The organism is Peribacillus sp. P4_C12 (genome assembly GCF_056402095.1).
In genome coordinates this window covers 1-12770 of the sequence record NZ_JBFUIB010000085.1, presented here as the reverse complement: position 1 = coordinate 12770, position 12770 = coordinate 1, and the positions used below count along the sequence as shown (strand labels likewise).

The window sequence follows — 12770 nt, the reverse complement described above, 5'->3', positions numbered from 1 at the left end:
TAAGGATGCAGGTCCTTCCACACCGGTTGAAATCACTGGTTTAAATGAAGTTCCACAGGCAGGGGACCGTTTCATCGTCTTTGAAGATGAAAAAACAGCCCGTCAAGTTGGGGAAGTTCGTGCGCAAAGACAGCTTGCTTCACAACGTAATGAAAAATCTCGTGTAACGCTTGATACATTGTTCGAGCAAATGAAAGAAGGGGAAATTAAAGAATTGAACATCATCTTAAAAGCGGATGTTCAAGGTTCTGCTGAAGCAGTTGCCGCTTCCCTGAATAAAATAGAAGTAGAAGGCGCAAAAGTGAAAATTATTCACACTGGCGTCGGGGCTATTACAGAGTCTGACATTATCCTAGCTACTGCTTCTAATGCAATCGTCATCGGATTTAACGTCCGTCCTGATGTGAATGCGAAGCGTGCGGCTGAATCAGAAAATGTTGATGTCCGCCTTCACCGTATCATTTATAAAGCTATCGAAGAGATCGAGTCGGCTATGAAAGGGATGCTTGACCCTGAATTTGAAGAAAAAATTATCGGTCAGGCTGAAGTTCGTACGACTTTCAAAGTATCTAAAGTTGGTRCGATCGCTGGTTCTTATGTTACAGAAGGAAAAATCACACGTGATAGCGGCATTCGCTTAATTCGTGAAGGTGTCGTCATTTACGAAGGTGAAATTGATGCATTGAAACGTTTTAAAGATGATGTAAAAGAAGTGGCAACGAACTATGAGTGCGGTATTACCATTAAAAATTACAATGACCTTAAAGAAGGCGACGTAATTGAAGCTTATGTAATGGAAGAGATAGAGCGTAAATGATCGTTGGCTCTGTCCAATGTGAGTGCATCATCTATGACACMCATTCTTTGAAAGAAAAACGAGCCGTTTTGCAGCGTGTTATGACACGGCTTAAACAGAAGTTCAATATATCGGTAGCAGAAACGGATTTTCAGGATCTATGGCAACGAACAAAGATTTCTATCGTAACCGTTTCATCTTCAAGGAAGGCTACTGAGAGAGAACTTCAAAATGCCCTTAAATTTCTAGATTCTTTTCCGGAAATAGAGCGAACAATAACAGATATAGACTGGCTTTAGGCTAGCGAGGTGATATTATGAGCCTTCGTGCAAATCGTGTTGGCGAACAAATGAAAAAAGAGCTGAGTGAAATTATCGGCCGAAAAATTAAAGATCCAAGAATCGGATTTGTAACAGTAACAGATGTTGACGTTACAGGCGATCTACAACAGGCAACTGTTTATATTTCCGTGTTGGGTGATCAGGAACAACGGGAAAAAACTCTTCAAGGCCTTGCAAAGGCAAAAGGATTTATGCGTTCAGAAATTGGGCAGAGAATCCGTCTTCGCAAAACCCCGGAACTGTTTTTTGAATTTGATGAATCGGTTGATTACGGAAATCGAATCGAATCGTTAATTTCACAAATCAATTCAGAGGAAAAACCGGCTGGAAAAGACGAATAATAAGCAAGCAGTAAAAGGAGGTCGACTCAATAAGTGCTTTGCACTTCTTGGAGTCGATCTCTTTTTTTTAAAATGATCGGAAAACGTAGCAAAAAGCAAAAGACACCTTTCGAATTTAAGTTCATATTGTTTGTGCAAGCTGACAGAGGTGCTTCCGCTTTTAGAAAATGAGGTGAAAGTGTGAACGGTATTCTACCATTATGGAAACCAAAGGGATTGACATCCCATGATTGTGTTTTTAAATTAAGGAAGATATTAAAAACAAAAAAGGTTGGGCATACAGGCACTTTAGATCCTGATGTCACAGGGGTTTTACCGATTTGTATCGGTAGGGCAACAAAAGTCGCCGAATATTTGACAGAAGCAGGTAAAGCGTATGAAGGGGAAGTGACCCTCGGTTTTTCAACGACAACGGAAGATGCAAGCGGTGATAAGGTAGCTGAAAAAAGGATTACTCAAGTGATTCAGCGTGAACAAATTCTTGAAGTTTTAGAATCATTAACAGGAAAAATTGAACAGACTCCGCCGATGTTTTCAGCTGTTAAGGTAAACGGGAAAAAGTTATATGAATACGCTCGGGCCGGAATCGAAGTGGAGCGACCGACACGGGAGGTTACCATTTACGAAATCACCCTTCTCGATGAACGTTCTGAATTCAAAGGAGAAACCATTTCTTTCCGTTTTCGTGTTAAGTGCAGTAAAGGAACATATATTAGAACGCTTGCTGTCATGATAGGTGAAAAATTGGGATTTCCAGCACATATGTCAGACCTAACGCGGATTGAATCAGCTGGTTTTAAACTTGAAGACTGTATGACATTCGCTGAGGTGGAAGCATTCATGGAAACCGGACAAACAGATGAGTTTCTGCTGCCCTTAGAGCGAGGATTATTTCATTTGCCCAAAATTCAGATTAGTGATAAAGTAGCAAAGAAAGTACTTAACGGTGCGGTATTGGAACAGGCTAAGGATGTTGTTGTTGAGAAAGGTCAGCCTTTTGTAATGGTTGATCCATCTGATAAGGCTATTGCCATTTATCAAATACATCCGACAAAAGAGGGATTAATTAAACCTGTAAAAGTTTTGGCACAAGAATTATAGACCGTTTTGCCGTCGGAAAGAGGAGATTGAAAGGTGAAAGTGATCGCAATAGAGCATCCTCATCAATTTAATTCGGATGATTTTCCGGAGCTTGTAATGGCGCTTGGATTTTTTGATGGCATACATAAAGGGCATCAAATTGTTATTCAAACTGCCAAGCAAAAAGCCGATGAAATGAATCTTAAGTCAGCAGTCATGACATTTGACCCGCATCCTTCCGCAGTATTGGGGAGGAAAACGGAAAATATTCGCTATATTACACCACTCGAAGATAAAATAGATATCATAGAATCGATGGAGATAGATTATCTGTTTATCGTTCATTTCAGCAAGGAATTTGCTTCGGTGTTACCGGAACAGTTCGTTGACGAATATATTGTCGGGCTGAATGTTCGTCACGTTGTAGCCGGCTTTGACTATTCATATGGCCGCTACGGTCAAGGATCGATGGAAGATTTGCCTGTATACGCACAAGGAAGGTTTACGCAGACGGTTGTTGCGAAACAAACACTTGAAGATGAAAAGGTAAGTTCGACCAGAATCAGAGAAACACTTAGTAACGGTAACTTTTACGACTTTTATCATTTGGCAGGCCGCCGTTATTTAACGAAAGGGCATGTCGTTCATGGTGAAAAACGAGGCAGGAAGTTGGGTTTCCCCACTGCTAATATTGAAGTAAGTGACGATTATATATTCCCAGCTGCTGGGGTATATGCTGTCAAGATTAAAATAAACGGCCAATGGTATAATGGGGTTTGTAATGTCGGTTATAAACCTACTTTCCATGAAGAAAAGCCGAAGTATCCAACCGTAGAGGTTCATGCTTTGGAGTTCTCGGGTGATATTTATGGCAATCAAGTTTCGGTTGAATGGCATACTAGGTTGAGAAGTGAGCAGAAATTTTCTGGACTTGAAGCGTTAGTCGCACAGATTGAAACTGATAAGCAAAATGCGTTAGCTTATTTTTCAAAACTGAAAGTATAAACGGTTAGCAATAGACAATACTTGCAATTTTAATGAAAAACATGTATTCTATTGTATGTATGAAAATAACCATTGCTTGGCTAGTCGAGACTCCGACGCTGGCTCGGTAATAGGTGATTTTACAGAATTTTAGGAGGAATAATAACATGGCTATTACACAAGTACGCAAAAACGAACTTATCGCTGAGTTCAGAACTCACGATACTGACACTGGATCTCCAGAAGTTCAAATCGCAGTATTAACAGAAGAAATCAACAACTTGAACGGTCACTTACGCACACATAAAAAAGACCACCATTCACGTCGCGGTCTTCTTAAAATGGTAGGTAAACGTCGTAATCTTTTAACTTACCTACGTAACAAAGACGTTACTCGTTACCGTACACTAATTAACAAATTAGGTCTACGTAGATAATTTTTTCAGGAAGGCGGGAAATTTCCCGCTTTTTTGATGTTAATCAAATGATTTGGACGTGTTCTATTTTTAGGCTAAGCCTTCGTCCTTGGGACTCGGCAGGAGCCGGGTCTTTTTCTATTTATAAATGATTAGGATATACATAATTGAATGAATGAAAATTTTATTCATTTTACTGTTAATGCTTGTTTTTTTCGTGCATAATAGGAATAGTTTGGTTTTAACTTGAGTTCAGTTACTTTCACATATAATGATTTAATCCAATACAGGTTTAGGTAAACTAAGCCTCTAAGTGAAGATTCAGAGAGGGGTTTAATAAATGGGACAGGAAAAACATACGTATTCATTTGACTGGGCCGGCCGTAATGTAACGGTAGAGATTGGCCAATTGGCCAAACAAGCGAACGGAGCAGTTTTAGTCCGTTATGGAGAAACTGCTGTATTAAGTACAGCAACAGCTTCAAAGGAACCTAGAAATGTCGACTTCTTCCCTTTGACAGTCAACTACGAAGAAAGACTGTATGCAGTCGGTAAAATTCCAGGTGGCTTCATCAAACGTGAAGGCAGACCGAGTGAAAGAGCAATTTTAGCAAGCCGACTAATTGACCGTCCAATCCGTCCGCTATTTGCAGATGGCTTCCGGAACGATGTTCAAATTATCAGTATGGTTATGAGTGTTGATCAAGATTGTTCTTCTGAAATGGCAGCGATGCTTGGTTCATCCCTTGCACTTTCAGTTTCCGATATTCCGTTTGAAGGTCCAATTGCTGGAGTTGTAGTCGGAAGAATTAATAATGAATTCATTATTAACCCTACTGTTGACCAACTTGCAAAAAGCGACATTAACTTGACAGTTGCCGGTACGAAAGATGCTATCAACATGGTTGAAGCTGGGGCAAATGAAGTACCAGAAGAAACTATGCTTGAAGCAATTATGTTTGGTCATGACGAAATCAAGAAGGTTATTGCATTCCAAGAGAAAATTGTTGCTGAAATCGGCAAGGAAAAGCTACAAATCGCTCTATACCAAGTGGATGCAGAACTAGAAGCAGAAGTAAAAGGTCATTGTGAATCAGACCTTAACAAAGCTGTACAAGTTCAGGAAAAACATGCTCGTGAAGATGCTATTAAAGAAGTAAAAGATCGCGTGTTGGCTCATTATGAGGAAGAAACTGATGAAGCTAAACTAAAACAAATCAAAGAAATCCTAAATAAATTGGTTAAATCAGAAGTCCGTCGTTTAATTACGGAAGAAAAGGTACGTCCAGATGGCCGTAACCCGGATGAGATTAGACCATTATCATCTGAAGTAACTATTCTGCCTCGTACACACGGTTCTGGTTTGTTCACACGTGGACAAACTCAAGCACTCTCTATCTGTACATTAGGTGCCCTTGGCGATGTACAGATTTTGGACGGTCTTGGAACCGAAGAGTCGAAACGTTTCATGCATCATTATAACTTCCCTCATTTCAGTGTTGGTGAAACAGGCCCGATTCGTGGTGCGGGACGTCGTGAAATCGGACATGGTGCACTTGGTGAAAGAGCATTAGAACCGGTTATACCGAATGATAAAGACTTCCCTTATACAATTAGACTTGTGTCTGAAGTTCTTGAATCTAATGGCTCAACATCGCAAGCAAGTATCTGTGCAAGTACGCTAGCAATGATGGATGCTGGTGTTCCGTTGAAAGCTCCAGTTGCAGGTATTGCAATGGGTCTTGTTAAAACAGGTGAGCACTACACAATCTTAACAGATATTCAAGGCATGGAAGATCATCTAGGAGACATGGACTTTAAAGTTGCTGGAACGTCAAAAGGTGTTACAGCCCTTCAAATGGATATTAAAATTGAGGGTCTTTCAAGAGAAATTCTTGAAGAAGCATTACTTCAAGCTAAACATGGCCGGATGCACATTTTGGAATCAATGATGGCAACAATCAATCAACCGCGTGAGCAATTATCTAAATATGCTCCGAAAATCGTTACAATGTCTATTAATCCAGACAAGATCCGTGATGTCATTGGACCGAGCGGTAAACATATCAATAAAATCATTGAAGAAACTGGCGTGAAAATTGATATCGAACAAGATGGAACGGTATTCATTTCTTCTACAGATGAAGCAATGATTCAAAAAGCGAAGAAAATTATCGAAGATATCGTGCGTGAAGTCGTTGTAGGCGAACTATACTTAGGTAAAGTTAAACGTATTGAAAAATTCGGAGCGTTCGTTGAAATCTTCAATGGTAAAGATGGTTTGGTCCATATTTCTGAACTGGCTGAAGAAAGAGTCGGTAAAGTGGAAGATGTCGTTTCACTTGGCGATGAGCTATTAGTTAAAGTTACTGAGATTGATAAGCAAGGAAGGGTTAACCTTTCCCGTAAAGCGGTCCTTAAAGAACAAAAAGAGGCAGCTAATCCTTCTCAGTCATAATAGAAATGAAAATTCGGCATGCGGTTCCTAGTGAATCTGCATGCTTTTTTGTTTTAAAGGATTCATCGTTATATATGGAAATTCGCAATAAAAGTATGTAAAGTTCTACCTTGTCCGTTTTCTTCATACATTTTTGTATGAAGGGGGCGTAAAAAATGAATAATAAATGGAAGCAGATAGTTGCGATAAGTGCCATTGCAGGTATATCATGGTTATTAGTGCAAAATCCATATACACATATTTATTTGACCCAATTAACAGATCATTCAGTTGCGTCAATGAAGCAGGAAGATGAGCTTCTTGTACAAATAAAAGAATCAACAAAAAAATATGAGATTGCACCACAGGATGCACGAATAGATTCGGTTTGGAAAACCGTTCCTGCATATAATGGCCTAAAGGTAAATATTGATGATTCGTATAAAGCTATGAAGAAGGAGGGCGGATTCGATAAGGATAAACTGGTATATCAACAAGTTCCAGCAAAGATTCATTTAAAGGATCTCGACCCGGCTCCGATTTACCGGGCCCATCCGGAAAAGCCAGTCGTATCATTTTTAATCAATGTGGCCTGGGGTAATGAATACTTACAGGATATGTTGGCTGTGTTAAAAAAACATAATGTCAAGGCAACATTTTTCCTTGAAGGTAATTGGACTAAGAAGAACCCAGAATTGGCGAAGATGATTAAGGGTGGGGGACACGAAATCGGAAACCACTCCTATTCACATCCGAATATGCAAAATATTTCCTCTCAGGCTACACGTGAGGAAATTCGTAAAACGAATGAAGTCATTGAAGCGGTGACAGGTGTGAAGATGAAATGGTTCGCCCCTCCAAGCGGAAGCTACCGAGATGAAACGGTAAAAATCGCGGATTCTCTCGGTTTAAAGACTGTTATGTGGAGTGTGGATACGATTGACTGGCAAAAACCAAGTCCTGAAGTACTTCAACAAAGGGTGCTTTCTAAGGTTCACCCGGGAGCATTTATTTTAATGCATCCTACAGAATCTACCGCGAAATCATTGGAAACGTTAATTATTAATATAGAAAAGAAAGACTTAGATGTTGTTACCGTTTCAGAAGCAGTAGATGAAGAGCGGTTGAATCCATAACGTTATGGTTACGATAGCAGCATAGAATGATTGGGAGGAATGTTAGTTGATTAAGAAATACACTTGTCAAAATGGAGTAAGAATTGTATTAGAAAATATTCCAACAGTACGTTCAGCAGCAATTGGAGTATGGATCAAAACAGGTTCACGAAATGAAACACCAGAATTGAATGGGGTATCCCATTTCCTTGAACATATGTTTTTCAAAGGAACAACTACGAGGAATGCACGTGAAATTGCCGAGTCTTTTGACAGTATTGGCGGACAAGTGAATGCATTTACTTCAAAAGAGTACACATGCTATTATGCAAAAGTTATGGATAACCATGCTAGCTATGCGCTTGAAATCCTTGCTGATATGTTCTTCAACTCCACTTTTGATGAGGAAGAATTGAAAAAAGAAAAAAATGTCGTCTACGAAGAGATTAAAATGTATGAAGATACACCTGATGATATTGTCCATGATCTCTTAAGCAAGGCGGTATACGAAAATCATCCCCTTGGCTATCCAATACTAGGTACAGAAAGTACACTTGAAACATTCAATAGTGAGACATTAAAGAAATATGTTCACGATATGTACACGCCTGATAAAGTCGTCGTTTCCATTGCAGGAAATGTGGATGAAAAATTGATTCAAGAAGTCGAAAGCTACTTTGGCTCGTACCAAGGAGGGGAAGAGCGTCTTGAATTGGTGAAGCCCGCATTCCATGAAAATAGGATCACGCGTAAAAAAGAAACTGAGCAAGCCCATCTTTGCCTTGGTTTTAAAGGGTTAGAAATTGGTAATGACAAAACATACAGCTTGATTACCTTGAATAATATTCTTGGTGGAAGCATGAGTAGCCGTCTATTCCAGGACGTTAGGGAACAACGCGGTCTTGCATATTCTGTCTACTCTTACCATTCCAGCTACCAGGATACAGGTTTGGTGACAGTGTATGGAGGGACAGGCACAAGTCAGCTTGATAGTTTGTATGAAACCATTCAGGAAACACTGGATACACTTAAAAAAGACGGTATCACGGAAAAGGAATTGCGCAATAGTAAAGAGCAACTTAAAGGAAGCTTAAYGCTAAGCCTTGAAAGCACGAACAGCCGCATGAGCCGTAACGGGAAAAATGAGCTTATGCTGGGTGAGCACCGTTCTCTTGATGATATCATTATCAAGATTGATGAAGTGACAGAGAATAGCGTCAATGAAATGGCAAACCAAATCTTCAAGGAACATTCCTTATCATTGGTGAGCCCGCTGGAAAATTGGGACAAATAAAAATTCACAAGCCTGAACTTCTGTTTATTATATAGAAGAGCAGGCTTTTTTTAAAAAAAGATTTTTGAAAATACAAGGACTCTTCGGTAAGTACAATTTTTAGATAAATGCCTTCTAAGTTCACCTTTTTCGGATATAGATTGAATAGAAGGTGAAAAAAGGGGGAGCTTGTATTGAGATTGAGTGAATTAAGTGGTAAAGAAATTGTTGATGTGAACAGAGCGGAGAGATTAGGAGTTCTTGGTCAGACGGATTTGGAAGTAGATGAAACTGGACAAATTACCACGTTGATTATTCCTTCAGTTAAATGGTTCGGGCTCTTAAGAAATGGCAGTGAAATTCGCGTCCCATGGGAGCATATTAAAAAAATAGGAACGGATATGCTCATCATCGATTTTCAGGAGGGACTTCCCATTAAAGATGGCGAGCATATGGACGGATAAACCAATTTATAGCATGGATGGTTACTATTGATACTATTCACCAATATAATAAACGCCTTAGCAGGCATTTGCTAAGGCGTTTTTGCTTTTCTTATCACCGTTTTTTAAGTAAAAACATAAGATGGCATGGTAACTAGAGAATGTAGCAAAAACCGAATTGCTTCTTGAGGAATATTTACCAAGAGGCGAGGGATGTTAGGATCTTTTATATAAAGAAGGTGACGGTTTTAATGCTCACAGGCATGCAAATCGCTGTAATTGGTGGAGATGCGCGTCAACTTGAAGTTGTCCGTAAACTGACAGAGCTTGATGCAAAGCTACTATTAGTAGGTTTTGAACAGCTCGACCATGCTTTTACAGGAGCGGTTAAGGAAAAAATGGAGGATATAAATTTTAATGAATTAGATTCGGTTATTTTACCAGTCCGAGGTACTGATACAAATGGTAAGGTGGAAACGATTTTTTCCAGTGAAGAAGTTGTTTTGAGCGAAGAAATGATAAAAAAGACCCCAGCCCATTGCATTTTTTATTCAGGGATTAGTAATGATTACCTTGATGGAATATTTAAGAAAGCGGACCGCAAACTCGTACTACTATTTGAACGTGATGATGTGGCTATTTACAATTCGATTCCTACTGTTGAAGGAGCAATCATGATGGCCATTCAGCATACGGATTTCACAATCCATGGCTCGAATGTATCTGTTCTCGGACTGGGTAGGGTTGGTATGAGTGTAGCTCGGTCATTCCAAGCCCTTGGAGCAAAGGTAAAGGTTGGAGCAAGAAAAAGCGAAGATATTGCGAGGATTTGTGAAATGGCGTTAACCCCCTTTCATTTAAATGATATTGCTGCAGAAATGAAAAATGTTGATATATGTATCAATACGATCCCTTTTCCGATTATTACGGCCAAAGTAATTGCAAACATGCCCGTCCATACATTAATTATCGACCTTGCTTCAAAACCGGGGGGGACGGATTTTCGTTATGCTGAAAAAAGGGGAATAAAGGCACTTTTGGCACCGAGTCTACCGGGGATAGTTGCCCCAAAAACAGCAGGTCAGATCTTAGCGAATGCACTTGGACTTTTGATTCAAGGTGAGTTCATGAAAAGGAAGGGGAAAAAAATATGAGTCTCCAAGGAAAACGGATTGGTTTCGGATTAACAGGGTCGCATTGCACATATGATGAAGTGTTTCCGGAAATAGAAAAGATTGTAAATGAAGGGGCGGAAGTAATACCAATCGTAACATCGACAGTTCAAAACACGGAAACCCGCTTCGGGAAGGGCGAGGATTGGGTTGAAAGAATCGAAAAATTGACGGGGAATCGTGTCGTTGATACAATCGTCAAAGCAGAGCCTTTAGGACCTAAATTACCTCTCGACTGTATGGTAATTGCTCCTTTGACAGGTAATTCAATGAGTAAAATGGCTAATGCACTTACCGATTCGCCTGTACTTATGGCTGCAAAAGCAACGATGAGAAATCACCGTCCTGTTGTGGTCGCCATATCAACAAATGATGCGCTTGGATTAAATGGTGTCAATTTAATGAGGCTAATGGCCGCAAAAGATATTTATTTTGTTCCTTACGGCCAGGATAACCCCATAGGCAAACCAAGTTCCATGGTTGCCAGGATGAGCATGATACGGGATACAATCATTGCAGCTATAGAGAGAGAACAAATTCAACCAGTTATTGTCGAAAGGTTTAAGGATGATTTAAACTGATCATGCGCTCTAAGTAAGCTCCCAGTTCCTAAAAACTGTGATATATGCATAACTTTGTAGCGGTAGATGCAGAATATTTTGTTAAAGTGCGACCCTTTGGAATGTTAATGTGATAAAATAAATGATATTCTGAACAAGAAGAAGTAAATCTAACAACCAACTAACTTTTAGAGATAGAAAAGGAGTATTGACAAATGACTGAGACACAGGGATTGCATATTGCAGTTGTGGGAGCAACTGGAGCTGTAGGACAACAAATGATTTCAACACTCGAACAACGGGACCTACCGATTAAGAAAATCATCTTTTTATCATCGGCTCGTTCCGCAGGAATCAAACTTTCATTTAAGGGCGAAGAAATCGAAGTGCAGGAAGCAAAACCTGAAAGCTTTGAAGGTGTCGATATCGCTTTATTCAGTGCTGGAGGAAGCGTGTCTAAGGAATTGGCACCAGAAGCAGTGAAACGCGGAGCAATAGTAGTAGACAATACGAGCGCATTCCGTATGGATGAAAATGTGCCGCTTGTCGTACCGGAAGTAAATGAAGAAGACTTAAAACAGCATAATGGGATCATTGCCAACCCGAATTGTTCAACTATCCAAATGGTTGTGGCTTTAGAACCTATCCGCCAGACTTATGGCTTATCAAAAGTTGTTGTTTCTACTTATCAGGCTGTTTCTGGTGCAGGAGTTGCAGCAATAAACGAATTAAAAGAACAAGCTCGCGACTTGCTTGATGAGAAAGAAATCAATCCGAAAATTTTACCGGTAAAAGGAGATGAAAAGCATTATCAAATTGCTTTTAATGTCATTCCCCAAATCGATAAATTCCAAGATAATGGATTCACTTTTGAAGAAATGAAAATGATTAATGAAACAAAGAAAATTATGCACATGGAAGAACTTCCTGTAGCCGCAACTTGTGTAAGGCTTCCTGTTGTAACAGGTCATTCAGAGTCTGTTTATATTGAAGTTGAAAAAGAAGGCATATCTGCTTCTCAAATCAAAGATTTGATGAAAACAGCACCTGGAATTGTATTAGAAGATGAGCCGGAACAACAAGTTTATCCAACACCTGCTTCATCTGTCGGAAAGAATGATGTATTCGTTGGACGGATTCGCAAAGATTTAGATGAAGATAAAGGCTTCCATTTATGGGTGGTTTCCGATAATCTATTAAAAGGAGCAGCTTGGAACTCTGTTCAAATCGCTGAAAGCCTTTTAAAATTAGGTTTGGTAACAGTTAAGTAAGAAATTATATATTCTTAAAGAACTGAACAATACATGATAGAGAGTTTTTGTCAGCTTCCCGAACCGGGAAGCTGGCTTATATTTGGGGTGTATGGATTATGAAAATTATCGTCCAGAAATACGGAGGAACATCTGTCCGTGATGAGGAAAGCCGTTCATTTGCCAGAGGGCATATTGAAAAGGCAATCAAAGAAGGCTACAAAGTGGTGGTTGTGGTTTCAGCTATGGGAAGAAAAGGCGATCCCTATGCAACAGATACCTTACTATCTCTAGTAAATGGAGCGAAAGCCAGCCTTTCAAAACGAGAACAGGATTTACTTTTGTCAGTAGGAGAAACGATATCTTCTGTCGTATTTACGAACATGCTGTTAGAACATGGTATTAATGCCGTGGCTTATACAGGGGCTCAGGCGGGATTTTTGACTAATTCCGACTATTCTAGTGCCAAAATAATGGAAATGAAATGTGACCGTCTCGTGAAAGAACTGGAATTGAAGGACGTTGTCGTTGTTGCAGGGTTCCAGGGTGCAGCTAAAAACAC

General features: G+C 39.7%; 14 protein-coding genes. All 14 read left to right on the top strand.

What is annotated here, in order from left to right; translation table 11 throughout:
• The coding region (locus AC1DUW_RS13295) for a translation initiation factor IF-2 (protein ID WP_477642717.1) at window positions 1-817 on the top strand (817 nt) is incomplete at its 5' end.
• Window positions 814-1095: a DUF503 domain-containing protein gene (locus tag AC1DUW_RS13290; RefSeq protein WP_053345363.1), complete on the top strand. Its 282-nt coding sequence runs from the start codon at window positions 814-816 to the stop codon at window positions 1093-1095. The genes AC1DUW_RS13295 and AC1DUW_RS13290, both read left to right, overlap by 4 nt.
• Before the next feature lie 17 nt (window positions 1096-1112).
• Complete coding sequence (rbfA, locus tag AC1DUW_RS13285) at window positions 1113-1478, top strand: 30S ribosome-binding factor RbfA (RefSeq protein ID WP_053345364.1); 366 nt, start codon at window positions 1113-1115, stop codon at window positions 1476-1478.
• A 180-nt stretch (window positions 1479-1658) separates the two neighbouring features.
• Window positions 1659-2579 carry a tRNA pseudouridine(55) synthase TruB gene (gene truB, locus AC1DUW_RS13280; protein ID WP_056526851.1) on the top strand — a complete coding sequence of 307 codons (921 nt, stop codon included), beginning with the start codon at window positions 1659-1661 and terminating at the stop codon, window positions 2577-2579.
• A gap of 33 nt (window positions 2580-2612) precedes the next feature.
• The gene (gene ribF, locus AC1DUW_RS13275; RefSeq protein WP_053345366.1) at window positions 2613-3563 is read left to right on the top strand and encodes a bifunctional riboflavin kinase/FAD synthetase; all 951 of its coding nucleotides are present in this window, start codon (window positions 2613-2615) and stop codon (window positions 3561-3563) included.
• 146 nt (window positions 3564-3709) lie between these two features.
• The gene (rpsO, locus tag AC1DUW_RS13270; protein WP_053345367.1) at window positions 3710-3979 is read left to right on the top strand and encodes a 30S ribosomal protein S15; all 270 of its coding nucleotides are present in this window, start codon (window positions 3710-3712) and stop codon (window positions 3977-3979) included.
• Window positions 3980-4298: 319 nt separating this feature from the next.
• The gene (gene pnp, locus AC1DUW_RS13265; protein ID WP_053345368.1) at window positions 4299-6416 is read left to right on the top strand and encodes a polyribonucleotide nucleotidyltransferase; all 2118 of its coding nucleotides are present in this window, start codon (window positions 4299-4301) and stop codon (window positions 6414-6416) included.
• A gap of 155 nt (window positions 6417-6571) precedes the next feature.
• Window positions 6572-7531, top strand: a complete 960-nt coding sequence (locus AC1DUW_RS13260; protein WP_477642716.1) for a polysaccharide deacetylase family protein — start codon at window positions 6572-6574, stop codon at window positions 7529-7531.
• A gap of 46 nt (window positions 7532-7577) precedes the next feature.
• Window positions 7578-8804 carry a M16 family metallopeptidase gene (locus AC1DUW_RS13255; RefSeq protein WP_477642715.1) on the top strand — a complete coding sequence of 409 codons (1227 nt, stop codon included), beginning with the start codon at window positions 7578-7580 and terminating at the stop codon, window positions 8802-8804.
• Between the two features lie 173 nt (window positions 8805-8977).
• Window positions 8978-9247 (top strand): YlmC/YmxH family sporulation protein, encoded by a 270-nt coding sequence (locus tag AC1DUW_RS13250; protein ID WP_053345371.1) that lies wholly within the window; start codon window positions 8978-8980, stop codon window positions 9245-9247.
• Window positions 9248-9477: 230 nt separating this feature from the next.
• Complete coding sequence (dpaA, locus tag AC1DUW_RS13245) at window positions 9478-10380, top strand: dipicolinic acid synthetase subunit A (protein ID WP_053345372.1); 903 nt, start codon at window positions 9478-9480, stop codon at window positions 10378-10380.
• Entirely contained in the window at window positions 10377-10979 is a 603-nt protein-coding gene (locus AC1DUW_RS13240) for a dipicolinate synthase subunit B (RefSeq protein ID WP_053345373.1), read from the top strand. Before dpaA ends, AC1DUW_RS13240 begins: the two co-directional genes overlap by 4 nt.
• A gap of 194 nt (window positions 10980-11173) precedes the next feature.
• Window positions 11174-12229, top strand: a complete 1056-nt coding sequence (gene asd / locus AC1DUW_RS13235; protein ID WP_053345374.1) for an aspartate-semialdehyde dehydrogenase — start codon at window positions 11174-11176, stop codon at window positions 12227-12229.
• Between the two features lie 98 nt (window positions 12230-12327).
• On the top strand, window positions 12328-12770 hold a 443-nt coding region (locus AC1DUW_RS13230; protein WP_477642714.1), incomplete at its 3' end, for an amino acid kinase family protein.

What these genes read in the sequence shown, in the direction of transcription:
- rbfA (WP_053345364.1), top strand. Translation starts at nt 1,113, where the DNA reads ATGAGCCTTCGTGCAAATCGTGTTGGCGAACAAATGAAAAAAGAGCTG.
- dpaA (WP_053345372.1), top strand. Translation starts at nt 9,478, where the DNA reads ATGCTCACAGGCATGCAAATCGCTGTAATTGGTGGAGATGCGCGTCAA.
- rpsO (WP_053345367.1), top strand. Translation starts at nt 3,710, where the DNA reads ATGGCTATTACACAAGTACGCAAAAACGAACTTATCGCTGAGTTCAGA.
- asd (WP_053345374.1), top strand. Translation starts at nt 11,174, where the DNA reads ATGACTGAGACACAGGGATTGCATATTGCAGTTGTGGGAGCAACTGGA.
- AC1DUW_RS13260 (WP_477642716.1), top strand. Translation starts at nt 6,572, where the DNA reads ATGAATAATAAATGGAAGCAGATAGTTGCGATAAGTGCCATTGCAGGT.
- pnp (WP_053345368.1), top strand. Translation starts at nt 4,299, where the DNA reads ATGGGACAGGAAAAACATACGTATTCATTTGACTGGGCCGGCCGTAAT.
- AC1DUW_RS13240 (WP_053345373.1), top strand. Translation starts at nt 10,377, where the DNA reads ATGAGTCTCCAAGGAAAACGGATTGGTTTCGGATTAACAGGGTCGCAT.